Annotated in this window: 22 protein-coding genes, 1 CRISPR repeat array and 2 riboswitches (1 of these 25 running past the window's edge); of the genes, 13 read left to right on the top strand and 9 right to left on the bottom strand. The window is 26.9% G+C overall.

Annotated features, from left to right (window positions below; all coding sequences use genetic code 11):
• Position 1: 1 nt before the first annotated feature.
• The 9 genes from fmt to QMD25_05695 form a co-directional block, all read right to left on the bottom strand.
• Positions 2–922, bottom strand: coding sequence for a methionyl-tRNA formyltransferase (gene fmt, locus QMD25_05735; GenBank protein ID MDI6861496.1), 921 nt, complete (start codon positions 920–922; stop codon positions 2–4).
• Positions 922–1,422, bottom strand: coding sequence for a peptide deformylase (def, locus tag QMD25_05730; GenBank protein ID MDI6861495.1), 501 nt, complete (start codon positions 1,420–1,422; stop codon positions 922–924). Before def ends, fmt begins: the two co-directional genes overlap by 1 nt.
• A 2-nt stretch (positions 1,423–1,424) precedes the next feature.
• Positions 1,425–3,431, bottom strand: coding sequence for a hypothetical protein (locus QMD25_05725; GenBank protein ID MDI6861494.1), 2,007 nt, complete (start codon positions 3,429–3,431; stop codon positions 1,425–1,427).
• Positions 3,424–4,590: a methionine adenosyltransferase gene (metK, locus tag QMD25_05720; GenBank protein MDI6861493.1), complete on the bottom strand. Its 1,167-nt coding sequence runs from the start codon at positions 4,588–4,590 to the stop codon at positions 3,424–3,426. The genes QMD25_05725 and metK overlap by 8 nt, the downstream gene beginning before the upstream one ends.
• A 39-nt stretch (positions 4,591–4,629) precedes the next feature.
• A riboswitch (SAM riboswitch) is annotated at positions 4,630–4,740 on the bottom strand.
• A 76-nt stretch (positions 4,741–4,816) separates the two neighbouring features.
• The gene (locus QMD25_05715) at positions 4,817–5,791 is read right to left on the bottom strand and encodes a hypothetical protein (protein MDI6861492.1); all 975 of its coding nucleotides are present in this window, start codon (positions 5,789–5,791) and stop codon (positions 4,817–4,819) included.
• Positions 5,788–6,645, bottom strand: a complete 858-nt coding sequence (locus tag QMD25_05710) for a PfkB family carbohydrate kinase (protein ID MDI6861491.1) — start codon at positions 6,643–6,645, stop codon at positions 5,788–5,790. Before QMD25_05710 ends, QMD25_05715 begins: the two co-directional genes overlap by 4 nt.
• A 22-nt stretch (positions 6,646–6,667) precedes the next feature.
• Positions 6,668–7,279 (bottom strand): TIGR03936 family radical SAM-associated protein, encoded by a 612-nt coding sequence (locus QMD25_05705; protein MDI6861490.1) that lies wholly within the window; start codon positions 7,277–7,279, stop codon positions 6,668–6,670.
• Positions 7,276–8,982 carry a radical SAM protein gene (locus tag QMD25_05700; protein MDI6861489.1) on the bottom strand — a complete coding sequence of 569 codons (1,707 nt, stop codon included), beginning with the start codon at positions 8,980–8,982 and terminating at the stop codon, positions 7,276–7,278. Before QMD25_05700 ends, QMD25_05705 begins: the two co-directional genes overlap by 4 nt.
• Complete coding sequence (locus QMD25_05695) at positions 8,969–9,538, bottom strand: ECF transporter S component (protein MDI6861488.1); 570 nt, start codon at positions 9,536–9,538, stop codon at positions 8,969–8,971. Before QMD25_05695 ends, QMD25_05700 begins: the two co-directional genes overlap by 14 nt.
• Positions 9,539–9,563: 25 nt before the next feature.
• A riboswitch (FMN riboswitch) is annotated at positions 9,564–9,724 on the bottom strand.
• Between the two features lie 140 nt (positions 9,725–9,864).
• Here QMD25_05695 and QMD25_05690 point away from each other — a divergent pair.
• From QMD25_05690 to cas2, 13 genes are all read left to right on the top strand, one after another.
• Entirely contained in the window at positions 9,865–10,512 is a 648-nt protein-coding gene (locus QMD25_05690; protein MDI6861487.1) for a lysoplasmalogenase, read from the top strand.
• Between the two features lie 20 nt (positions 10,513–10,532).
• A complete protein-coding gene (locus tag QMD25_05685) occupies positions 10,533–12,413 on the top strand; it encodes a phosphoenolpyruvate carboxykinase (GTP) (GenBank protein ID MDI6861486.1) in 1,881 nt (626 codons plus the stop codon).
• Positions 12,414–12,557: 144 nt separating this feature from the next.
• Positions 12,558–13,166, top strand: a complete 609-nt coding sequence (locus QMD25_05680) for a hypothetical protein (protein MDI6861485.1) — start codon at positions 12,558–12,560, stop codon at positions 13,164–13,166.
• Positions 13,163–15,130, top strand: a complete 1,968-nt coding sequence (locus tag QMD25_05675; GenBank protein MDI6861484.1) for a hypothetical protein — start codon at positions 13,163–13,165, stop codon at positions 15,128–15,130. The genes QMD25_05680 and QMD25_05675 overlap by 4 nt, the downstream gene beginning before the upstream one ends.
• The gene (locus tag QMD25_05670) at positions 15,127–16,092 is read left to right on the top strand and encodes a transcriptional regulator (GenBank protein MDI6861483.1); all 966 of its coding nucleotides are present in this window, start codon (positions 15,127–15,129) and stop codon (positions 16,090–16,092) included. Before QMD25_05675 ends, QMD25_05670 begins: the two co-directional genes overlap by 4 nt.
• Before the next feature lie 45 nt (positions 16,093–16,137).
• Positions 16,138–16,905, top strand: coding sequence for a CRISPR-associated endoribonuclease Cas6 (gene cas6, locus QMD25_05665; protein ID MDI6861482.1), 768 nt, complete (start codon positions 16,138–16,140; stop codon positions 16,903–16,905).
• Positions 16,902–18,761 (top strand): TIGR02556 family CRISPR-associated protein, encoded by a 1,860-nt coding sequence (locus QMD25_05660; GenBank protein MDI6861481.1) that lies wholly within the window; start codon positions 16,902–16,904, stop codon positions 18,759–18,761. Before cas6 ends, QMD25_05660 begins: the two co-directional genes overlap by 4 nt.
• A 19-nt stretch (positions 18,762–18,780) precedes the next feature.
• Positions 18,781–19,821 (top strand): type I-B CRISPR-associated protein Cas7/Csh2, encoded by a 1,041-nt coding sequence (gene cas7b, locus QMD25_05655; GenBank protein MDI6861480.1) that lies wholly within the window; start codon positions 18,781–18,783, stop codon positions 19,819–19,821.
• A 7-nt stretch (positions 19,822–19,828) separates the two neighbouring features.
• Entirely contained in the window at positions 19,829–20,551 is a 723-nt protein-coding gene (cas5b, locus tag QMD25_05650; protein MDI6861479.1) for a type I-B CRISPR-associated protein Cas5b, read from the top strand.
• Positions 20,535–23,006, top strand: a complete 2,472-nt coding sequence (gene cas3, locus QMD25_05645; GenBank protein MDI6861478.1) for a CRISPR-associated helicase Cas3' — start codon at positions 20,535–20,537, stop codon at positions 23,004–23,006. Before cas5b ends, cas3 begins: the two co-directional genes overlap by 17 nt.
• Position 23,007: 1 nt before the next feature.
• The gene (gene cas4, locus QMD25_05640) at positions 23,008–23,502 is read left to right on the top strand and encodes a CRISPR-associated protein Cas4 (protein MDI6861477.1); all 495 of its coding nucleotides are present in this window, start codon (positions 23,008–23,010) and stop codon (positions 23,500–23,502) included.
• Complete coding sequence (cas1b, locus tag QMD25_05635) at positions 23,499–24,494, top strand: type I-B CRISPR-associated endonuclease Cas1b (protein ID MDI6861476.1); 996 nt, start codon at positions 23,499–23,501, stop codon at positions 24,492–24,494. Before cas4 ends, cas1b begins: the two co-directional genes overlap by 4 nt.
• 4 nt (positions 24,495–24,498) lie before the next feature.
• Complete coding sequence (gene cas2 / locus QMD25_05630; GenBank protein MDI6861475.1) at positions 24,499–24,762, top strand: CRISPR-associated endonuclease Cas2; 264 nt, start codon at positions 24,499–24,501, stop codon at positions 24,760–24,762.
• Between the two features lie 183 nt (positions 24,763–24,945).
• Positions 24,946–26,806: direct repeats of the CRISPR family, unit length 30 nt; unit sequence GTTTTTAGCTCGCCTATGAGGGATTGAAAC (it continues 5,208 nt past the right edge of the window).

Here is a 26,806-nt window from a genome sequence, read left to right as displayed (position 1 = left end):
TTTAATAAAATTTTTCATGAACTTTTGGTTTATATCCATTTATAAACTCTTTAATACTCATCTCTCTTTTACCCTCAACTTTTACTAATTTAGGAATAAGAATTTTATTTAAAGTTTTAATTCCAAATGAATTTTTATCAACAAAAACTATTTCTCCTGCTTCTCCTTGAATTTGATTATTTAAAAGTGAAGCATCTAAAATTTTTACTCTTTTTTCTCTAAAAAAAGCATATGCTCCTGGTTCAAGAGAAAGTGATAGAATTTTTCTTCTTAAGTATTCTCCATCCATTTTAAAGTCAAGTTTTTCAAAATCATTCTCAAATTTAGGTGCATATGTTGATTCTCCTTTTTGTTCAATCCAACTCTCTTTTCCTTCCTCTATTAATTCAAGAGCCTCAATTAGCGCTTCTTTTCCAATTTCAATTAACTTTTTTGTTAAGTTTGTGTAATTATCACTTTCTTCAACTGAAATCTCTTTTTGAGTTAAAATTGGTCCAGCATCAACCTCTTTTGTCAATTTTATTATTGTTATTCCACTCTTTTTTTCTCCATTTAAAATTTGCCATCTTATAGGATTTGGACCTCTATATTTAGGAAGAAGAGATGGATGAACATTTATTATTCCTTTCTCAAAAATATTTAAAACTCTCTGAGGAATTATTTTTCCAAAAGAAACAACAACTCCAATATCTCCTTTATTTTTTTCAATTAGTTCAAAAAAATTTTTAAATTTATCAACCTCAATGAAATTTAAACCAATTTCCTTTGCAAATTTTTTTGTTGGTGTCTCCTCAATTTTTAAACCTCTTCCCTTTGGTTTATCTGGAGTTGTTATAACAAGAGTAATTTCAAAACCTTTTTTATATAACTCTTCTAAAAATGGAAGAGAAAAAGAGTCTGAGCCAAAAAAAACTATTTTCATTAAACTTTATTTAAAAGCTCCTCTGGAATTTTATATCCTTCTTCAACTCTTAATGTTTTAATATCTTTTACTCTATCAATAAATAAAATTCCATCCAAATGATCTATTTCATGTTGAATAATAACAGCAGGCAAACCCTCTTTTTCTATTTCAATCTTCTTTCCAGTTAAAGAAATTCCTGAAACCAAAATTTTGTTTGCTCTCTCTACATCACCATAAACTCCTGGAATTGAAAGGCATCCTTCTTCAATTACAATTTTTCCCTCTTTTTTTAAAATTTTAGGATTAATAATTGTGTGAATTTTATCTTCCTCTCTATATATTATTACTCTTAAAAGTTCTCCAATTTGAGGTGCAGAAAGACCAACTGCTGGAATTTCACTTTTTAAAAGTATTTTTTTCATCTCATCAACTAACCTTTCAATATATTTATCTACCTTTTTTACAGGTTGAGATTTTTTTCTTAAAATTGGATTACCAATTAATATAATCTCTCTCACTTTCAAAACTCCTTAATTCTTAAAGTCTTTTCATATTTAATTTTATCAAAAATTGATTTAAATTTGAAAAAATTTTTCGTTTTAATCTTTAATGTTCCGTTAAAATAATAAATCTCATCATCATTTTCTTTTAATTTTAAAAATTCATCTAAATATTCTTTTTGAATATCTTCAATCACAACATATTTATAATATGGCGGAAATTTTGTTTCTTTTCTTCTTTTTAATTCATCATTTATAAAGAGAGAGAGGTTTTTCTCTTTAAATGCCTTAAAAATAATATTTTTTGGAAATTTTGTTTGCAAATAAATTTTTCCTTGATTTACATTTGATTCCTCAATTACTCTTAAAATAAGATAAAAAATATTTTCAAAAGAGTCATACTCTGGAAAGTTAAGCATAAAATCTATATCAAGAAAGATAAAGATGAAATTATTAACTCTTTTTAAAAGTGGTAAAATTAGATGAGTACCTATTAAAATATCTCCATTAAGCATAAATTCATTTTCAATCTCTCTTCTTTTTTTATCACTTCCTTTTGTAATCCAATCATCTAACTCAAGAATAATTTTATCTTTAAAGATTTTTTTAAATTTTTCTTTTACTCTTTCTATTCCTGGAGATGAAAATCTCATTGAAAATCCACCACATTGTGGACAAATATCAAAAGGAAGTTTTTCATAACCACAAATTTTACATATAAGTTTTCCCTCTTCTTTGAAATATGTTAGCGGAACTTTACATTTTGGACATTTTGAAGTGTATCCGCACTCATCACAAAAAAGATATTGAAAATAACCTTTTCTTGGATAAAAAATAAAAATTTTCTTATTTTTACTTTTTATAATTAAGTTTTTTATATATGGTGTAATTAACCTTTCAGAATCTCTATATAAAATTTCAATATTCTTTAAACTAAATTTTTTCTTTATTATATTAAATTTCTCTCTTTTTGATGTAAGAAGTGCTTCGAAAGATGGATATAGTGAACCAATTAGAATTTTAATATTTTTCTCTTGTGCATAAGTTCTTACAAATTCTATTATTTTTAAAGAGAGAATATCTTCAAGTTCTTTAAATCTTGATTCATTCTCAATAATAAGCAAATTTTCATCTAAAGGAAGAAGAAGAGATATTGTTGTTCCAATAAGAATTTTTATTTTATTTTCATAAATTTCTTTTAAAATAGTTTCTCTCTCCCTTTTTCCTTCTTCTCCTGTTATTTTTTCAGAGATAATTTTTACTTCATCTGGAATAAATTTATAAAACTCTTCAACTTCAATTTTCTCAGGAAAAATAATTTTTATCTTTTTATCTTTTGAAACATATGATTTTATCAAATCAACATAGTAGTTCCATCTCTCTTTATATGTAAAACCATATAAAATTGTATTTTCATCAATTGAAATATCTTTTACATTTTCAAATTTTTTCTCTTCAATCATACCTCTTTCTGCTTTTCTTCCTTTTGGAAACTCATATTTTTTTATTATTATCCCCCTTTTTATTAGATCATTTATGACTTTTGAAGAGAAAAATTTCTTAAGAATTCTTAATTTTATTTCACCACCACTCTCTTGAATAAAGTTTAGGAGTTCAAACTTCCTTTTTTCACGAAAAGAGAGGCTCTTTTCAAATTCAAAATCAATTAGTTTAATTATCTCTTCTCCTTTTTTGCTTTTTCCAAGTGGTAAAATCTTTTTTAAAATAGTTGAGATAGGAGCAAAATATTTTTCATGTAATTTTAATAAAACTCTTATACCAACATCATCAATAATTTTATAATCTGAAACAAGATCTATTATCTCTTTTAAATTTTCTTTTGACCCATCCCAAATTTTTATAATTATTCCCCTTTTTAATTTATTTCCCCTACCAAAAGGAACAAAAACCCTTTTTCCAATATCAATTTTTTCTATTAATTTTTCAGGAATTACATATGAAAAAAGTGGTAAATCTTCTTTTATGAGTGGTACATCCTCAATAAAAACATCTGCAATTTTACTCAAGGAGAGATTTGAAGAGTGGGACAAGATCAAGTTTTTCCCAAGGATACTCTTCCCATCCAAAGTGTCCATAGCATGCAGTTTTTCTATAAATTGGTTGTCTTAAATTAAGTTTATTTATCATACCAAGAGGAGTAAAATCTATCTTCTCTTCAATAAATTTTTCAAGTTTTTCATCATCAATTTTTCCAGTTCCAAATGTATCCACAAAAAGAGCAACGGGTTTTGCTTTGCCTATTGCATATGCAACTTGAATTTCAACTTTATCTGCAAGACCTGCTGCAACTATATTTTTTGCAACATATCTTGCCATGTAAGATGCACTCCTATCAACCTTTGTTGGATCTTTTCCAGAAAAACAACCTCCGCCATTTTTAGCCATTCCACCATAAGTATCAACAATTGTTTTTCTACCTGTAAGACCTGTATCTCCTTTTGGACCACCAATAACAAATCTTCCTGTTGGATTTATAAAATATTCAGTCGTCTCAAGCATATGACTTGGAATAACATGCTTTATGACTGTTTCAATAAGATCTTCTCTTAATTTTTCAAGAGGCACATCTGGATCATGTTGTGCTGAAAGAACAATTTTTGTAACTCTTTTTGGTTTTCTCTCATTATATTCAACTGTTACTTGAGATTTTCCATCTGGTCTTAAATACGGAAGAATTCCTTTTTTTCTTACTTCAGCAAGTCTTTTGCACAATTTATGAGAAAGCATAATTGGCATTGGCATAAATTCTGGAGTTTCATTTGTTGCATAACCAAACATAATTCCCTGATCTCCTGCTCCCAGAGTTTCTTCCATCTCCCCCTCTTTTGATTCAAGAGCCTTATCCACTCCCATTGCAATATCAGGAGATTGCTCTTTAACAGAAACAATTACTCCAACACTTTCATAGTTAAAGCCATACCCCTCTTTATCATAACCAATATCTTTTATTACATTCCTTACAATTTCTTGATAATCTAATCTTGCTTTTGTTGTAATTTCTCCAGCAACATGCACAAGGCCAGTTGTTGTGATAACTTCACAGGCAACCCTAGAAAATGGATCTACTTTTAAACATTCATCTAAAACCGTATCTGCAATTTGATCAGCAATTTTATCTGGGTGTCCTTCTGTTACTGATTCAGATGTAAAAAGATATTTTCTCATAAAATACCTCCTTTACTTTTACTCTGGGAGAAGACAACCTTCTTATCTCCCAGGCAAATATTGAGCCTGCTGGATTTGGCACCTTATGCCTTTGAGACACAGGTTGCCGGGCTTCACAGGGCCAGTTCCCTCCGCCACTCTTGATAAGAAGGCTCTTTAAAAATTATATAGATTTTCTCAAAATTTTCAACATGTTACTATGGTGTCAGACACCTTTGTAACATAGTTAGTAGAAGATGGTGTAAATGTTTGATTCTTTTAAATTTCTTAGTTCAATATTTTTATAAGCATTACAAAATTCTTTAAATGGACACCCATTTTTTAGCGATATATGAGTTATCTTAGTAAATGTGTTATTTTCATCAAAAACTCCATCGCACTTTGGTCCGTCTTTAAAACAAATACTTCTTCCAAGAGACCAAAATACTTGATCCAATTTTTCAATTGAGATTCCTGATAAATTTGAAATTTCTTTTACTGCACTACCAATTTTTTCTCTTAAAGATAAATCAAATTTTTGGGAAACCCTTTTTCCTAAAACTAACTTCTTTTTTATTTTTTCAGAAACATCAACCAAGCCAACTCTTAAACTAACCCTTTCAAGGTGATAATCAACCGGTGTCCACAAAGAATGGGGATCTTTTATTTCCCAAAACCCGACCTTCTTTGCAATGTTTAAGAAAAGAAAAGTTTTTTTATTGAGTGGGTCTTTATATGCTTTAAATTTATGAAAAAGAGTTATAAGATCAGGTTTGCCTTCTCTTTTTATATAACCTTCTGAAAGATTATAAATTTCAAAAATGTCTCCTTTAAAATCTCTTTCAAGAATAAAAGCACAATTTCTCAAAAGATGCGCTCTCTCATAATATCTATCTCCAGAGCCATTCAAAATTCTTTTTAAATCATCACCTCTGATTTTTTTCATCCTTTTTGTTTTTATAAAACTTTTATCTTTTTCATACTCCTTTTTAAAAGAGTAGAGAAGGTAGTCCCAACCTTTATAAAAAACTCCATCAATTTCACCATAAAAATTTTGTGTTTGATGACATATTGCATCTACATAAAAGAGAAGTGTCAGTTTTTCCTTTGCATCGTCTCTATCTTTTGCTTTTTCAACTCCAGGCAAAACATCATAATTTATTTCAAAATTTTTTAAAAAATTGCTTATAGAATTAACTTTATCAAAATTAATCTCAATCATTTTATCTCCTCCAATCTTTTTAAGATATCCTCTCTTTTTATCTTAAGAAGAGCGCTTATCCCAAAATCTTCTATTACAAAAGATGATAATAGAGTTCCATATTTTAATGAAAGAAGAGGATTACCATAAAGAATATAAGATGCTAAAAAACCTCCTGCAAATGTTTCTCCAGCGCCTGTTGGATCAACAACCTCTGTTTTATAAGCATTTACTTTAAAAAATTCCTCTCCTTTTATAAAAATTGCACCATCTTTTCCAAGGGTAATAACAACCATTTTTTGACTATTTTTAAAAAATTCTAATGCATCATCAAAATTTTCTTTTTGAGAAAGAGAGAGTGCTTCATCTCTATTTAAAAAGAATAAATCTGATAATTTTAACATTTTTAAAACAGTTTCTCTATCTTTATTAACTCTAATTAAATAAGTTCCTGTTGATACAAAACTGCCTTTATCTTTGAAATATTCAATTATATCCATTTGATTTCTAATGCTTGAGATAACACACACATGCACATATGGTTTTATTGGTACATTTTTATATTCAATAATCTCATCATTTTCTTCAAGATCTTTTATATAATGAGCATTTAAATTTTCATCATATTTTATATGAAAATTTAATCTTTTCTCCCTTTTTAAATATCTTAAATCAACTATTTTTGAAAGAGTCTCTAATTCTTCTTCATTTATATCAGTTGATATAAATCCCACAGGATATACTTTTAATCCAACAAGGGATGTTGAAATTGAAAAATATGCTGAACTTCCGCCAATTGCAACTCTCTTATCTCCTTTATGATTTTCAAGAAAATCTTTTGTAAAAGAGCCAAAAACTAAAAGTTCTTTTTGCATTAAAACTATTTTATCAACTAATTTAATCTAAATCAAATGAATCATAAATTTTTCCATTTTCAATTCTTAAATTTTTTATTTTTTTAATAAAAAGCATCTCATTGCTATATATTTTTAAATTTTCATAAAAAAGTCTTAAAGAGAGATTTTTACTTATAATTAACCTTTTTCCATAAGATATCTCTTCTTCGAGAAAAAGAAAGTTTTTTAATTCTAAATATGAATAGTTTTCTTTTTTTATTTTGAAATTTTTAAAATCAAATTTTCTAAAAATCTCCCCAATTAATTCAATTTCAAAATGAGTAATAAGATAAGATAGTAAAGGTGAAGTTATATTTATTTCCCTTACTCTTTTTATTGTTAGTTCCTTATCAACACTTTTCTTTAATTTTTCTAAAATTTGATCATTTGCAGTTTTTTGAGTTAAATAAAATTCAAAAATTTCACTCTCACTTGGAATTCCAAGAGGAAGTGCTGGCGAAAAATCCATTTTAGGTTTTGGATTAAAGCCTTGAGTATAAACAATTGGTAACTCACTTCTTCTTAGTGTTCTCTCTAAATACTTTATTATGTCAAGATTAGATAAAAATATAAAAAGATTCTCTTTTTTATATTCAACTCTGATTCTTATCATAAATTAAAACAAACTCCACATGATGAGCACTTTTCAAAATTCATAAAACATGGCTCTGTTATCTCTCCTCTTTTTGCTTTCTCTCTTTCCCAAATTAAAAAATTTTTATCAATTCCAATATCAATAAAATCCCATGGAAACTCATCATTTAAATCAAATCCATTTAAAATTTTATCAACAATTTTAAAGTTCTTTCTTTTTAAAATCCTCTCCCAAATTTCAAAATGAAAATATTCTCTCCAGTTTGAAAACTTTTCACCTAATAAAAAGGCCTCATAAATCAATTCACTAATTTCTTCATCACCTCTTGAGAGGATTGCTTCAATAAATGACTCTTCCCATCCTCTATAATTTAAATTAATATCCTTTAATCCACTTTTTATAATTTTTATTTTTTTAATATATTCATCTTTTGAAATAAAGGGTTCCCATTGAAAAGGAGTAAATGGTTTTGGAATAAAAGGATTAATTGAAATTGAAAGTTTTATTTCTTTATTTTCAATTTTTATTCTTTTTATAATTTCTCTTATTCCTTTTATATCTTCTTCATCTTCATAAGGAACTCCAACAAGAAAGTAGAGTTTTATCTTTTTATATCCTCTTTTAACTGCCTCTCTTATAACTTCAAAAATTTCCTCATCTTTTATTGGTTTATTCATCACCTTTCTTATTTTTTCACTCCCACCTTCAGGTGCAAAGGTAAGTGTTATCCTTCTTCCTGTATCAATCAAATCAAGTAGTTTTAAAGAAAAACTATCTATTCTTAATGATGGTAAAGAGATTGTTATTTTTTTATCATTAAGATTCTCTTTTAAAATTTTTAAAAGTTCTTCAATTTTTGAGTAATCTGTTGTTGAAAGAGAAAGTAGAGAAATTTCTTCAAAACCTGTGTTTTTTATAATTGAGTTAACTATTTCTACTATTTTATTTATGCTTCTTTCTCTTCTTGGTCTTTTTTCCATTCCTGAAACACAAAATCTGCAGCCTCTATCACATCCTCTAAAAATCTCAACAACTCCTCTATCATGAATAACTTGAATGTATGGAACTAAAGGTTTTTTTGGATAGTATGAATTTTCAAAATCTTTTATGTATCTCTTTTTAATTTTCTTTTTTCCAAATTTTGGAACAAAAATACCATCAATTTCATTTAGATTTTCAAGAAAAGCCTCTTTATTTAAATCAAATTTATTAAGAATCTCATTTACAACCTCTTCTCCTTCGCCAATCACAAAAGCATCAAAAAATGGCATAAGTGGTGATGGATTAAGAGTTAGTGGTCCTCCACCTAAAATAATTGGGAGATTTTTTCTATCTTTAGAAAAAATTTCAATTTTTCCAAGTTTTAAAATATTTAAAACATTAGTAAAATTAAGTTCAGATTGCAAACTAAAACCTAATATATGAAAATCTTTTATTGGAGTTTTTGTTTCAATTGAAAAAAGAGGGAGATCATTCTCTATTAAATAATTTTCAAAGTCTGAATTGGGTGAAAAAACTCTTTCACAGAAACTATCTTCTCTTTCATTTATGAGATGATATAAAAGAATAATTGCATAAGAAGAAATCCCGACCTCATAAAGGTCGGGATAAATAAGTAAGAATCTTTTTTTGTCTTTAGGATTTTTATAAACCGAATTCCATTCTCTACCTAAATATCTTAAAGGTTTTTCAAATTTTAAAAAGATTTCATTCTTTAACATCAACTAACTTTTTTCTCATCTCCTTTATTCTAAATAGAGCAAAAGCAAAAACAATAAAAAGAAATCCATTAAGAAGTGATACAATTATGTTAAATGGAATGTTGATTGTATAAATGTAAATCCAAGTTTCCTTTAATCCAATTTCAATAAAGAGTGGTAAGAAGATTAAATTAAGAGGTATCATAATAATAACTCTAACAAGTGTGCCAATTAAAATGGGAACAACATAATTTAAAGGATAAATTAAATTTTTTAATTTTTTAAACATAACACCAGCAAAATAAACAAATGGTGCAACTGCAAAAAAGTTCATAAGTGACCCAATTATTCCACTTTCCTGTTTGGTAAAGTAAAAAAGAATCACTTTAACAAGAGTTACAAGAACACCCATTGTTGGAGAGATAAAAAATGCAGCAAAGAGAGTGAAAATTTCTGATGGATCAAATTGAAGGTATGGCGCTGAAGCAAAAATTGGAATTTGGATAAAATACATTGAAATAAAAGAAAGTGCAGCAAGCAATGCACCAAGAACTAATTCTTTTGTTTTTTTTCTCATCTTTCCCTCCTTTTGACTTCGGGGAGGGAACCTTCTCCCATCCGGACTTTCACCGTCGGCTCGGGAATCTCACCCAAATCTGCATCTCTTCTCTTTGAAGAAGAGACGCTCGTGGGCTAAGGTTGAGTTAAATTAACTCAACCCATTACCACCGGTAGGGAATTCCACCCGACCCCGAAGGTTTTATGTTAACTTTTTTAATTTTATCACATTTACTTAATTTTTGAATTTCACTTATTATCTTCTTATGTTACAAAGGTGTCAGACACTTTTGTAACATGAAATTAGTTATTATATGTTTTATAATTAACAAAAAGGAGATTTGAATGAAGATAATATTTTTACTTTTATATTTTTTATTTCTCATCATTGATCTTATTTTTATTCATTTTAAACTCTATAATAAAAGATTTTTTTCAAAAACTCTTTTGATGCCAATTTTAATTTTGTATTATGTTTTTTCTTCTCAAAATGTTCTTTTTCTCTTAATAGTTGCTTTATTTATGAGTTTTCTAGGAGATGTACTCCTTTTATTTGAAGAGAGAAAAATATTTTTCAAATTAGGTTTATTTTCTTTTCTTCTCTCTCACATTTTTTACATTTTAACATTTTTGATTACATCAAATTTTTTCAAGGAGAACACACCTTCTTATATTTTTATTTTTCTTATTCCATATATTCTTTATGGTACTTATTTTTATAAATTTCTCTTCCCTGAAATTGAAGAGTTTAAAAAAGAGATCTTAATTTACATAATTGTTATAATTTTGATGAGTTTTATTACAATTCCACGAATTTATATATTTCCATTAAAATCTTCTCTTTTAGTATTTATTGGTTCTATCCTTTTTATACTCTCTGACTCAACTCTTGCACTTCAAATTTTTAAAGGTAAAATTAGTAAAAATTCAATTATTATAATGATTACTTATGGTTTAGCCCAATTTTTGATAATTCAAGGTTTTATCTATTAAAATAAATTTGGAGGTATAAGATGTTTGAATATTTAGATGAGTTTTCTCAAAAGTTTGATGAAGAGAGTTTAAAAAGATTAAAAAAAATTAAGAGCAGAGGTGTTCATAATTTTATTGAAAATTTCTTAAAAATTTTAAATCCAAAAAAAATTTTTGTTTCAATAGGAACAGATGAGGATAGAGAATATATAAAAAGAAGAGCAATTGAAGAAAAAGAAGAGGAACCTTTAAAAATCCCAAATCATACAATTCACTTTGATGGATATTATGATCAGGGAAGAGATAAGAAAAACACAAAATTTATGGTATCTCCTGATACAGATCTTGATCCTACATTAAATCTTATTTTAAGAGAAGAGGGTGAAAAAGAGTTAAATGAACTCATGAAAGATATTTGCAAAGATAGAGAAATTTATATTCTTTTTAAAACTCTTGGACCAAAAAATTCAATTTTTACAATTCCATGCATTCAAATTACTGATTCACCATATGTTGCTCATTCTGAAAATCTTCTGTATAGAGATGGATATGAAGATTTTTTGAAACTAAAGGATGAAGATGAGTTTTTTAGATTTGTTCATTCAGAGGGTGAGTTAGATGATAATAAAACAAGTAAAAATATTGATAAAAGAAGAATTTATATAGATGTTGATAAAAAAATTGTTTATTCTTTAAACACTCAATATGGAGGAAACTCAATTGGTTTAAAGAAGTTAGCACTGAGACTTGCTATTAAAAAAGCATATCTTGAGGGTTGGCTTTGCGAACATATGTTAATTGTTGGAATAAATGGCCCAAATGGAAGAGTAACTTATCTAACTGGCGCCTTCCCATCTTTGTGTGGAAAAACATCAACTGCAACTCTTATGGGTGAAAGATTAGTTGGAGATGATATTGCTTTAATTAAAAGTGTAAATGGAGAGGTAAGGGCAGCAAATTTTGAAAAAGGAATGTTTGGAATAATTATGGGTATAAATTCAAAAGATGATCCATATATTTGGGAAGTTTTAAATTCTCCATATGAAGTTATTTTTTCCAATGTCCTTAAACTACCAGATGGTTCTGTTTATTGGATTGGAAAAGACGGTGAGATTCCAGAAAGAGGATACAACCATTCCGGAGAGTGGTATAAAGGAAAAAAGGATAAAGAAGGAAAAGAGATAGATCCATCCCACAAAAACGCAAGATTTACATTTGAACTTAAAAATTTGAAAAATTGTGATGCTAATCTTGAGAATCCAGAAGGAGTTGTTGTCAAAGGATTCATTTATGGAGGAAGAGATTCAGACACCTGGGTTCCTATTTGTGAGGCATTTAACTATCAACACGGAATTATTTTAAAAGGTGCATCTTTAGAATCTGAAACAACTGCAGCAACACTTGGAAAAGAGGGTGTAAGAGAATTTAATCCAATGGCAAATCTTGATTTCTTATCTATTCCAATTGGGAAATATATCCAAATGAATCTTGATTTTGGAAAGTTTTTAAAAAATCCTCCAAGAATTTATGGTGTAAACTACTTTTTAAAAGATAAAAATGGAAATTGGCTTAATGATAAACTAGATAAAAAAGTCTGGCTCAAGTGGATTGAATTAAGATGTAATGGCGATATTGGTGGAATAGAAACACCAATTGGCATTATTCCAAAATATGAAGATTTGGTAAAACTTTTTTCAGAATATTTAATGAAAGAATACAAAAAGGATGATTATATAAAACAATTTATGATAAGAGTTCCAGAAAATCTTTCAAAAATTGAAAGAATTGAAAAAATATATCGAGAGAAAGTAAAAGATACTCCAGATGTTGTATTTTTTGAATTAAAAAATGAGAGGGAGAGGTTAATTAAAGCAAAAGAGAAATTTGGAGACTATATTAACCCATTTGATTTAGAAAAATAAAATTTAAAATCAAGGAGGGAGAATCTATTATGGGAACCTTTTTAAAAGTTGTAGGAATTATAATTAATTAGAATAATTTTAAAATTTTTTAATAGAATATTTATAGTAAAATGAAAATAAACTTATAAATTAATGGAGGAAAAGATGGAGAAGGAGGTTAATAAAATATTAAGTAAATTAATAGAGAAAAGAAAAGATGGTGTTGGAAAAAAAGATTTACCTTCTGGTGAAAAATTTAAAGAAATTCTAAGCAAATTAATAAAAGATGGATTTGCAAAATCAGAAAAAGTTGGAAGAGGCGAAAAGTTCTTTATTACTGAAAAAGGTGAAATTGAGTTTATTAAAAGAATGGAAAAAGATAGTTTTGAAAATTTTGTAAAAGATAGAATAAATGATCTTCAATCTGAAATCAAAAAATTAAATGAAAATCTTGAGAATCTAATTAAAATTCTATCCATAAAGAAAGAAACCTTAACAAAATTTGGAGAAAAAGTTAATCTTTTTGATGAGATTTATAGAGTTTACAAAGAACTATCAACTAAAAATTATTCATATTTAGCTGGTCTTGTTCCAATACCATCAATAGTTTCAAGTTTGATTCAAAGATATGGCGTAAGTGTTCAAGAAGTTCACAATGCAATATACAATCTTTTTCTGAAAGATGAGATTTTACTTGAATATGGTGATAAAAAAGAAGGAAATTTGGTCACTCCTGATGGTAAAAGTTATTATTATTTAAAATTTAAAAAATGAAGAGTTGGGAAAGCGTTTTATTAGATAAAAATCTTCCAAATCCAATACCTCCGCCTCCTTATGTTGATTTAGATGAAAAATTTGGTTTTATAAATCGAGAAAAGGAGGAAGAAGAACTTTTAGAATTTGTAAATAAAGCAATAATTGAAAATAGTGGATTTTTAATCTTTATTTTAGGAGATCAAGGAAAAGGTAAAACAACTTTCCTCAGAAATTTTAAAAGAAAATACTCATATCCGAAGAGTAACATTTTATATGTTTACATGAAATTTCCAATAGATTTAGAGGAACTTAATTTCTCATACATTTATAAAAATTATTTAAAAGAACTATTTTATTCTAAAATCTTGAATGAGATACAAGATAAAATTTTTAAAGAATGTAATTATATATTTTTGAAGAAACCAGAAACAGAAGAAGAATTAAATATTTTATTAAATAAATTAAAAAAAGAAGTGGGGAATCTTCCACCAATTTTAAGAAGTTATCCTAAAATAATTAGTTTTGTTATATCATCAACTTCACCCTCACCAACTGAAATATATTATGAAAATTTCTTTTACAATGATCAAGAGGTACCAAATGAAATACCCTCTTCAGATTTAGTAAATTCAAAAAATGAGATGGATGCTATCACGAAATTAGGTAATTTTTCAAAATTTTTAAAAAATTATTTAGAAATCACTCATACAGTTTTAATGATTGATGATTTTGATATTTATGAAAGAAATGAAAAAATATATAGAAGTTTATATAAAATTTTGATGGGATTTAGAAATGATTCAACATTATTAAAAAATTTTACACTTATTTTTGCAGGATCTTCTACATTTTATGATGAATTTATTCAAAGTTTAAGTCAAAATGAAAGGAAAAGAATTGAAGATTGGTTTTATCCAATTTATTTTGAAAATTTAAATCCAGATAATTTTGTAGATTTAATAAAAAGTGCATTTAATAAATTTTGGAAAGATTATATTCAAGAAGGAGCTTTACCACCAGATAATATTTTAGGAATTTTTAATAAGGATACTTTAAAGTTTTTATATGATTACAATAGAAGAGATTTGAGAGACACTTTGAGAAATATTTTTGATTTAATTGAAAAAATAAGAAAGAATGGAAAAATAACTTATTATTATGATATTAAAAATTTTATAAAAGAATTTAAAAAAGATAAAGTCAATCTTAATGAATTAGAGTGTGAATTCTTTAGAAATGAATTGGAAAAAAGGGTTAAACAAGAGAAGAGTTCTCAATTTATAAATGAGAAGTTATCACAAATTTTTAATTACTTAAAAAAATATTTTGAATCAAATAAAATCTTTATTGAAGCAGACTCTGAAGTTAAAATTTTAAATTACTCCGCAGATATTTTACTTAAAGTTATGAAATATTATGAACCACCTTATGAGGTTATTTTCGAAATTAAAATGAAAGAAGGAAGAGTAGGGTATGATGATATAAAATCAAGAATTGAAATTTTAAAAGAAAATCAAAATAGATATCTATATTGGATAACAAAATCACCACTTGAAGATGTTTCAATAGATATGTTTATAAGTTATAGAATATTAAGAAAAGATGAATTAAATAATACAGAACTTGCTTATCTTTCCTATCTTATCAATTTATCTGAAATATTTGATTTAAGTGAATTCAATTTTGAAGATTTAAAAACATTATTAAAACAAAGTGGGATTGATTTTGATTTAATTCTAAACCCAAAAATTAAACCTCAAATACAATTAAAAAATATAGAAAAAGAAATAGAAAATATTTTACTTGAAAATGCTCAATCAAAAGTTTTTATAAAAAAAGAAACAGTTTATAAAAATTTAAAAAACAAAGGTTTTTCAGATTATTCTCAACAATACATTTTTTCATTAATTAATGATATTTCGAAAAAATTAAACTTTAAACCAACTCAAGAAACTGTTCAATTTAAGAAAAAACAGATATGAAAAGATTTGAACTCGGGAGGCTTTTTAGAATTTATAAAAAAATAAAAGATGGGAAATATCCATCTGTAGATGAACTATCAGAAGAAGAGGAGGTCTCAAAGAGAACAATAAAAAAAGATATTCAAACTCTTAAATACACATTCAACGCTCCTATTTTTTATTCAAAAAAGAATGGTGGATATTATTTTAAAGAAGATTGGAATTTTCCATTAAACTTTCTTTCTGCAGGAGAAATTTTGACCCTTTTTATTGCTAATAATATTTTAAAAGAATTTAAATCAACCCCATTTTTCGAGACAGCAAAAACTTTAACAAGAAAATTGCAAGAACTTCTTCCTGAAAATTTAATAATAAGTAGTGAAGATTTAGAAAATATTTTATCTGTAAGCATATCGCCAATAAAAATAAAAAAAGATATATTAAAAACCTTTGATAAGATTTTCAAAGCAATAAGAGAAAACAGAAGAATTAAAATTGTTTACTATACAATCACAAGAGATGAAACAAGTGAGAGAATTTTAGATCCCTATCATATTTACAACTCAGAAGGAATTTGGTATCTTGTTGCTTTTTGTCATAAAAGGAATGAGTTTAGAGATTTTGCATTAGATAGAATCAAAGAAATAGAGATTTTAAACGAAAGATTTGAAAGAGATAAAAATTTTAATATCAAAAATTATTTAAATCAAGCATTTAGGATTTATAAGGGTGAAATAGAAACAATAAAGTTGAAATTTGATTCCTATCAATCAAAATGGATAAAAGAAAGAATATGGCACGAAAGTCAAGAAATTAAAGAATTAGATGATGGAAGTATAATTTTAAAAATAAATGGAAATAGAAATGAAATTAAAAGATGGATAATTGGTTATGGTAGTCATGTAGAGGTTTTAGAGCCAGAATCATTTAGAGATGAAATTATTGAGGAAATTAAAAAATTGGAAAAATTATATAAGAGGTAAAGGGAACTTATTTTTCACCCTAAAAATATTAAAATGGAGGATATGATGAGAATTGAGATATCTTTTGAAAGTCTAAATGGAAAAATTATTTTGCCTGTGCATTATAATTTTTACATTCAATCATTAATTTATAAAATATTTTCTCCAATTCTTGCAACGAAACTTCATAACGATGGTTTTAAATTTGAAAAGAGAAGTTTTAAATTTTTTACATTTTCAAGAATTTTAGAAAAGGGTGAAAAAGTAAAATTAAAAGATCAAGATTTTTTGATTTTTAAAAATTCAATTTCTTTTATTTTCTCTTCACCAAAAGAAGAGATAGTATCAGATCTTGGGGAGAAAAGTATAAAGGAAAGAGAGTTTACTTTACTTAAAAATAGAATATACTTATCAAAAATTAGAGTTTATATGACGCCAAGATTAGAAGCACCTTTAAAAATTAAATTTTTATCTCCAGTTACTATTCACTCAACAATTGAACTTCAAGATGGAAATAAAAGAAGTATTTATTATAAACCTATCGAAAAAGCATTCAATTCATTATTAACTCAAAATTTAATTAAAAAATTTAGAGCACTTTACGGAAAAGATCCAGAATGTACAAAATTTGAAATAAAGCCAATCTATTTTTCAATAAAATCAAACTTCCATCTTATTAAATTTAAAAACACACCAATTGAAGCATATGATGGTATATTTGAATTAGATGGTTCTCAACAACTTATAAGTTTATCTTATGATACAGGTTTGGGTGATAGAAACTCAGAAGGTTTTGGTTTATGGGAAATTTATAAAGGAGGTGAGATAGAATGATTGACGCTTTAAAAGAGATTGGAGAGCATATAAGTAAAAAAGATAATAAGAGTGAAATAGAAATTTTTTTGGACAAAGCAAAACTTTCAAAAACAAAGAAGATTTTATGTATACTTTTACAAAAAACGGAAGATGGTAAATATTTTTACAAAAAGGTAATTTCTGAACCTTACTCAGTTGATAAGCCTATTCTTTATCGTGGAGGGTCTGGAAGAGGAAAAGATATTTTACCTTCTTCATTAATCACTGAAAAAGTTAATAAAACATTTGAAAATAAAATCATAAAATGGTTTAATGATCAGAAAGAAAGTGAAGTAAAAGAAATTAGAGAAATTTTAGAAAATAATAAAGGTAAAATAATTGAAGCTTTAATAAAAGAATATGAGAATTTTCATAAAGATGAAAGAAAAAATGTATTATTGACAATAAAAATAGAAGAGAATGGTAAGGAGAAACATTTAGGAGAAATAGAAATATTTAGAAAAATTTTAGTTGAAGATGCATCTAAAAAATATTATTTTTTAAAATCTATAGGGGAGTCGAAAGGAAAAGGTATTTGTTTCTTATGTAAAGAACATAAAGATCTTTATGGTTTTGTTTTACCTGCTTTTGGATTCTCCTTTGCTACATCAGATAAACCTGGGTTTACACCTTCTTTTGTTCAAACAGATCACTGGAAATATATACCAATTTGTAAAGATTGTGCAAAATTTTTAGAGATTGGGAAAAGATTTTTAGATTTATATCTAAATTTCCCCAAGAAAGAGGAAAATAATTTCTTTGGTTGTAATTATTATGTTCTTCCTAAATTTATGTATGGTGAATTATTTGACGAATTCTATAAATACATTGAATTCTTTAAAGATAAAGAATATGAAGAAGGGCTCTTAAGTAAAGAAGATTGGTTAGAAAAAACACTTGAAGAGAAAAAGGATGATTTGAGATTGATTTTTATTTTTTATAGCAAAAAAGGTGGTGGAAAATATATTGATATTGTTCAATATGTAGAAGATGTCCTTCCATCATGGATTAAAAAAATTGATAGGATCCAAGAAAATATTAGAAAAAAAGATATATTTCAAGAGGAGAATATCAAAAAAATATTGGGTAAAGATTGGCACGGAGACTTTGTAAAAGGAAGAACTAAAAAAGATAAAGGTTTAGGAATAAATAACTGGTTTATAGTATTTACTAGAAATTTCTTTCCTTTTTCAAGAACACATGGAATTTACGAGAAATATTTTAGAGAGATAACTCGTTCTATTCTATCAAATAGAAGAATTAATAAAGATTTCCTAATTTCAGCCTTTGTAAGAGAAATAAGGAACGCGATTAAAGATAATGATTTTTATAATATGAAAGTTCTTTGTTTAAAGTCATTTATGCTTTATTTATTCTTTCGAGAGTTAAAATTATTAATAGATGAAAATATAGAAGAAAGATTAGAAAAGGAGGTTATAAAAATGGGCGAAGAAAAGTTTGAAGAAAGAATAGAAAATTTCTTTAAAGAATATCAATTTGATACCCCATCAAAAGCGGCCTTCTCTGTTGGAATGTTAGTAGGATATTTACTAGGAGTCCAAAGGAAAGAAAGAAAAACAAAATTTGGGGAAGAGCCATTTTGGGATAAACTACATGGATTAATGATGGATGAACGAAGAATAAAAAATATCTTTACGGAGGCAATCAATAAATTAAGACAATACAAAGTAGGTTTTGAAGAACTTGAGGAAATTGCTGCCAAATTCTTAGTTAAAGCTGGAAATAAGTGGAATATACCAAAAGATGAAATAAGTTATTATTTTGCTTTAGGAATAACTCTTAATGAAATGTTTATATTTGAATCAAAAAAATAAATAAAAAAGGAGGTTAATTATTATGGATGTAGTAAGAAGATCTGAGTTAATTTTTTTGTATGATGTTAAAGATGCAAATCCTAATGGAGATCCAGATGAGAATAAACCACGTTTAGATGTAGAAACTGAAATAAACATTGTGACTGATGTTAGATTAAAGAGAACAATAAGAGACTATTTAGCTAAATTCAAAGGAAAAGATATCTGGCTAAAGGAAGAAATTGAAGAAGACGGATCAAGGAAAACAAGAGAAAAGAAATTAGAGGAAGCCGGGATAAAAAATAAAGCTAATGCAGTGAATCTTTTAGAGAAGTATATTGATTTAAGACTTTTTGGTGCAACTATAGCTGGCAAACAACCTAAAGAAAGAAAAGGGGAGGAAGAGGAAATCGAAGAGGTTGGAAAAACAAAAAGAAAAGGAGAAAAAGTATTCACTTGGATAGGACCTGTACAGTTTAGATTTGGACATTCCCTTCATAAAGTTGAGCCTGTTTTTATTAAAGGAACAAGTGTATTACCAACACAAGAAATGAAAGCAGGTGGGTCATTTACTGAATCATGGATAGTACCTTATTCTTTAATTTGCTTTTATGGTTTGATTAATGAAAATGCAGCCAAAGATACAAAACTAACGGAAGAGGATATAAATGAACTCCTTGATGGAATGTGGAATGGAACCAAAAATCTCATTACTAGATCCAAAATAGGTCAAGTCCCTAGATTATTATTACGTGTAATTTATAATGAAAAAAATTATCATATTGGTGATTTGGATAAAGAGATAAAACTTCTCGATATTAATGGGAAAGAGATTGATAAAGATGGGAGAAATGGAAAAACTTTAAGAAGTATCGATGAGGTAAAAGTGGAGTTATCAGATCTTGTAACAATATTAAAAGAAAAAAGTGATAGAATAAAAGAAGTTCAAATAGAAGCAAATGATAAAGTTCTGTTTAAAGTTGATGATAGGGAATACCGAGGTAAAAAAGCACTAATAGAGGGTTTAAAAAGTATTGTAGAATTGAAGGATAAGATAAAAGAGCTTAACTTGGATAAGTAAAGAAAAAATGCCTGATATAAATAAAGTTCTTGTCTTTGATGTTTGGGGAGATTATGCACATTTTAGGAGAGGTTATACAACAACATCTCCATTAACTTACCCCTTTCCTCCACGAACTGCTCTTTCTGGAATGATAGCTGCAATAATAGGATTACCAAGAGATAGTTATTATAACTTATTTAGTAAAGATAATAGTGCCATTGCTTTACAAATTATAAACCCTATAAAAAGGATAAAGATTACACAAAATTTAATTGATACAAAAACAGGTTTTTATTTATGGGATAATAAGGGACAAAGAACACAGATTCCTTTTGAATATCTTAAAGAACCAAAATACAGAATTTATTTATGGATGAAAGAAAATTTAGATGATCTAGCGCGTCTCTTAAAAGAACATAAGTCTATCTATACTCCTTACCTTGGAATTTCAGAGTGCATAGCAAATTTCAAATATATTGATATACTTGAGGTTGAACCAAAATATACTGAAGATGAAATAGTTGAAATATCATCTATCATTAAAAATAGTAATGATATTAAAATTGTATTAGAAGAAGGCAAAAGATACGGAAAAATTAAAATCCCGGGATTTATGGACAATAATAGAGTTATACAGGATTTTTTAGAGATGATATATGAAGAAGATGGAAAAAAAATAAAAATAATCAGTGGAAACTATTATAAAGTAATAGGCAAGAATATCGATGTCAATGTCATTTTATTTTAAGCTCAAATCACACCCAAAAAAACTTCTATATCATCATTTAAAAAATGTTGGTGAGATTTCTAAGAAAATAGTGCTTAGTAAAGAAGGAATAAAAGATAAAGAATTATTATCAGAAATATCTTATTTAATTGGTATTTCTCATGATTTTGCAAAGTCGACAACATATTTTCAAGAATACCTTAAGACTGGTATAAAAACTGAAAGAGCATATCATGGGAGATTGTCTTCAATTTTTGGGTATTATTTAATAAAAAAATTTACAAAATTTAATAATACCTCTTATAATATTTCTTTAATTTCATGGCTTGTAATAATGAAACACCATCTTGATCTTGAAGATTTAATGGGAACACAAGGAGAATTAGAAAAATTAAATGATTTGTATATAGAAAAGGAGAAAATAAATAATATTAGACAATTTCATCTTAATGAAGTGAATGCTATATACAGTAACTTAAGCCCGATTGAAATAAATTTAGAGGAATTTTTTGAAGAATTTGAAGATATTTGTAAAGAAATAAAGAAAGAAGGAGAAAAAATAGCATTTGAAAGTAATATTAAAAACTATTTTTTGATTCTATTTCTATACTCTGTTTTGTTGGATTCAGATAAACTTGATGCATCAGAAATTGATTTTGAGAAGTTGGAAGAAGAAAGAAAAAAGTGGATTAATATTCCATCAGACTTAGTTGATCGTTATAAAAAAGTAAAATTTACAGATGATGGGGAGAAAATAAATATTGTAAGAAATGACTCATATAAGGAGATAATTTCAAGACTAAAAGAAATTGAAAAAAACTTGGAAAATGAAAGAATTTTTTCTATAGAATTACCAACAGGTTTTGGAAAAACATTAACTGTTTTATCTTTTGCATTAAAATTGAGACATATTATTAAATCTCGATTAGGTACTACACCAAGAATAATTTATTCACTTCCCTTTTTAAGCATAATAGATCAAAATGTAGATGTATTTTCTGAGGTTTTGGCAGAATATGCAGGAATTGCAAACTGGAAAGAATTATTAAAAATGAACGAAAAAGAAAAAAGGGAAAAATTAGAAAAAATACCAAGTAGTCTACTTTTAAAACATCACCATCTTATAGATATTAAATATATAACAAGTGAGGAGGAATTAGAAGATGATCCAAGTAAATCTTTATTGTTAATAGAAGGATGGCATTCAGAAATAATTATGACTACATTTGTCCAATTTTTCCACAGTTTGATTACAAATAGAAATAAAGCAGCGAGAAAGTTCCATAACATGGCAAATTCCATAATTATTTTAGATGAAGTACAATCTATTCCTTATGAATATTGGCTTTTAGTGAAAGAGGCATTAAAACATCTCGTTTATAATTATAACAGTTGGCTTATTTTGATGACAGCAACACAACCTTTTATTTTTAAAGAAGATGAAATTATTCCTTTGATAAAAGACAAAAATAAATATTTTGGAAAATTTAATAGAGTGAAATACTTGATAAATACTGATGAGATAGATTTTGATGAATTTAAGAAAAATCTATTAAATGAAATTTTAGAAAGCAATAAAAATATTGGGATTGTTGTAAATACAATAAATGCCTCAAAAGATCTCTATAAGTTTTTAAAAGATGAATTAAAGAAAATATACGGAGAGCCTAAAAATAAAATAGAAAATGAAGGATTAAAAGGAATTTTAGAATTCAAAAACTTAATTTTAATTAATCTTTCAACACATATTTTACCTATCCATAGAATAGAAAGAATAAGATATATTAAAAACAGCAATGATAAAAGAAAAATAATAGTTACAACTCAATTAATAGAGGCTGGAGTTGATATAGACTTAGATATAATTTATAGAGATATGGCTCCTTTTGACTGTATTATTCAAACAGGAGGAAGATGTAACAGAAACAATGAAAAAAATGAGGGTGTTTTAAAAATTTTACATTTAAAAGATAATAATAGGACTTTTAGTAGAATTTATGATAGTACTTTAATTGGAATAACAAAAGAAATATTTGAAAATTTAAAAAATAAACAAATTGGAGAAAAAGAAATAGGTTTATTAATACCTGAATATTTTAAAAAAGTCTTAGAAAGAGGAGCTGAAAACTCATCAAAGGAAAATATAGAAGCAATGGAAAGGTTAATGTTTTCAACAATTGGTAAATTTCAACTTATAACAGATGAAGAGCCAAAGATTGATATATTTGTTGACATCAACAAAGAGTCAAGTGAAATATGGAAAAATTATAAAGAGATAAGAAAGATTAAAGATAAATATAAAAGAAGAAATGAGTTTTTAAAGATAAGAAATAAATTTTATAATTTTATAATTTCTGTACCTAAAAAAGAAGTTGAGGAGTTTCTAATCGAACCATATTTAGGGTACATAACTGAGAAAAACTATGATATGGAAATTGGATATAAAAGTTGTGAAAAAAGTGTTTGGATAATTTAAAGTGTTCTCTATAACTGGAACTCTTATTTGGTATTTTAATATATGCAAGAGAGAAGTATGGTTTATGAGTAGAGAACTAAATCCAGATCAAGATAATTCTTTTCTTGAATTTGGAAGAGTTATTGAAGAAAATTTTTATAAAAGAGCAAATAAATTTTACAATTTTAAAAATATGAAGATTGATCTTATAAAAAAGAGTGGAAAATATTTACTCATAGGTGAAATTAAAAAATCAAGTAAATATGAAAAATCAAGTATATTACAACTTGCTTTTTATCTAAAGAAATTAAAGGAGTTAGGAGTAGAATCTAAAGGTGAGTTATTGATCCCTAAGGAAAGAAAAGTTATAAAAGTTGAATTAAATGAACAATTAGAGAAAGAGATTGATAAAGCAATTGAAGAAATAGAAAAGATAATAATTTTAGATAAACCACCAGAACTTCAAAAAAATAGATTTTGTAAAAGATGTGCTTTTAGAGAATTTTGTTGGTCATGAAAGAGAGAATTTTTGTTTTCACAAATGGTGAGTTAAAAAGAAAACAAAATACTATCTACTTTGAAGGTGAGGGTGGTATTAAAAAATTCTTACCAATAGAGAATTTAAATGAACTACACATATTTGGAGAAGTTACATTTAATAAAGAGATATTAGAGTTTTTAACTCAAAATGAAGTTATTTTACATTTTTACAACTATTATGGTTATTATATTGGATCTTATTATCCTCGTGAGCATTATAATTCAGGGTATATGATTCTAAAGCAAGCAGAACATTATATTGACATTGAAAAAAGATTTCATCTTGCAAAGAAATTTGTCTATGGTGCGGCTTCAAACATAGAAAAGGTCTTGAATTATTACCACTCAAGAGGTGTAGATTTAAGTGATATTATTTCAAAAATAATAAATTTAACAAAACTGTTTAATGAATGTGAAAATATAGAGCAATTAATGGCAATAGAAGGTAACATAAGAGAAGTTTATTATAACGCTTTTGATAGAATCATTGATAAAGAAGAATTTTCTTTTGATGAAAGGAGTAAAAAACCACCTAAAAATAGATTAAATGCATTAATTAGTTTTGGCAATTCTCTTTTATACACCACGATTCTATCAGAAATTTATAAAACACATTTAGATCCTAGAATTGGTTTTTTGCATGCTACTAATTTTAGAAGATTTACATTAAACTTAGATATTTCAGAAATTTTTAAACCTATTATTGTAGATAGAGTGATTTTTTATCTTTTGAATAAAAATATGATTGATTTATCAGATTTTGATCAAAAACTTGGAGGGTTATATTTAAAAGAGAAAGGTAGGAGGACTTTTATAGAAAAATTTGAGGAAAGATTAAACACAACTATAAAACATAGGAAAATTGGTAAAGATGTTTCATATAGAAGAATATTAAGATTAGAGTTATATAAATTAGAAAAACATTTAATTGGTGAAGAAGAATATGAGCCTTTTATATCAGAGTGGTGATTAAATGTATATTATCATGGTTTATGATGTAAATGAAAGGAGAGTAAATAAAGTATTAAAAATAGGAAGAAAATATTTAAATTGGATACAAAATTCTGTTTTAGAAGGCGAAATAACAATTGCTAAATATGAAAAACTTAAATCTGAAATTTTAAGAGTAATTAATAAAGAAGAAGACTCAGTTATTTTTTATATATTAAGAACAACCATGTATTCACAAAGAGAAATAATAGGTTTAAAAAAAGGAGGTTCTGAGATTGTTATATAAATTTTTTAAAAACAATTTCAGTCGATCTATAAAATTGAAAAAATATATGGAGATCGACAGAAACTTAAAAAGTAAAAATTTATTAGTTTACAAAAAATTTTCCATAATTATAATATAATTATAATTAGTATTGATCTTTGAAAATTAATTTTTAAAAATTTACATTATATTAGTATAAAATGAGTTTTTAGCTCGCCTATGAGGGATTGAAACTATACAAGTGCTTTCCCTTCTAGTTTCCTACCTAATTCGTTTTTAGCTCGCCTATGAGGGATTGAAACCCAATAAAAATATCAAAATTCGTATCCTCCAATACCTCGTTTTTAGCTCGCCTATGAGGGATTGAAACTAAACTATTTGAGCAACTGTAAAAATGTAAGTAATCGGTTTTTAGCTCGCCTATGAGGGATTGAAACCTCATAATCCACCTAAAGTTGTTGTTTTATCAGGAGTTTTTAGCTCGCCTATGAGGGATTGAAACTTGATAATGAGTATAAAAAAATTCTTGAAAATCTTAAGTTTTTAGCTCGCCTATGAGGGATTGAAACGAGTTCTATATAGTCTGTTATTTGTTCTGCTTTTATGTCGTTTTTAGCTCGCCTATGAGGGATTGAAACTATTCTATCCATTGAAGGAAAAAAAATTGGAATATTCCGTTTTTAGCTCGCCTATGAGGGATTGAAACGAGCTTCTGCATCTTTTAGTCTTCCTTGTTCAGTTGCGTTTTTAGCTCGCCTATGAGGGATTGAAACCAAAGAAAAGAGTTTAATGTCACTAATTGGAAAGAGGGTTTTTAGCTCGCCTATGAGGGATTGAAACCTTAAAAAACCATAATTTTTAAGCATTTTTCTTTTCTTGTTTTTAGCTCGCCTATGAGGGATTGAAACCTAAAAAACCATACCCTTTTATTATCCATAGGTGCACGTTTTTAGCTCGCCTATGAGGGATTGAAACGGAGTTGTTGGAGTAGGAACAGAAGTTTCAAAAGGCAGTTTTTAGCTCGCCTATGAGGGATTGAAACCATTTAATTTCATATTCAAAGGAAAAGTTTTATCTTAGTTTTTAGCTCGCCTATGAGGGATTGAAACTAGCATCTCATCATCGTATTAACTGATTTCCTTTTTAGTTTTTAGCTCGCCTATGAGGGATTGAAACTTGCTCTTTTTGAAAAATTTAGAGATGATATTAGAGGTTTTTAGCTCGCCTATGAGGGATTGAAACCACCATCATCGTAATAAACAACTAAGCCTTCCTGAGTTTTTAGCTCGCCTATGAGGGATTGAAACCAGATATTAATTTCGATGAAATAGTGGCAGGTCTGGAGTTTTTAGCTCGCCTATGAGGGATTGAAACCTTATTAACTGGACTCATTATTGCTAATGCTTCAAGGTTTTTAGCTCGCCTATGAGGGATTGAAACTTTTATACCTCCTGTATAATTTGCAATCTCGAATATTGTTTTTAGCTCGCCTATGAGGGATTGAAACTATTTATACTTGTTATGCTCTTTTTTCAGAAAAATTTGTTTTTAGCTCGCCTATGAGGGATTGAAACCATAACTTTGAGAGAAGCTTGTAATATGATAAATAAAAGTTTTTAGCTCGCCTATGAGGGATTGAAACTCAGTAGGATGGGACCTTTAAAAATTATTTATTTTCGTTTTTAGCTCGCCTATGAGGGATTGAAACTACCTTCTGGCGATATTAATTTTTTGAATATTTATCATAGTTTTTAGCTCGCCTATGAGGGATTGAAACTACTATGTTTTATAGAAATAGAACATATTACATTACACCGTTTTTAGCTCGCCTATGAGGGATTGAAACTTTACAGATACAGGTTCAACTATAAAACTATATCTTAGTTTTTAGCTCGCCTATGAGGGATTGAAACTCAACCCCTCTTTAATTATTTTAGTACGTCTTGAAAGGTTTTTAGCTCGCCTATGAGGGATTGAAACAAAGATTATTTGCATCTCTTACATTTCTTTCATAAAAGTTTTTAGCTCGCCTATGAGGGATTGAAACACTTTATAATATTTTCTA

It is taken from the genome of Caldisericia bacterium, assembly GCA_030018355.1.
Lineage (GTDB): Bacteria > Caldisericota > Caldisericia > B22-G15 > B22-G15 > JAAYUH01.
This window is presented reverse-complemented; position numbering and strand designations above follow the sequence as displayed.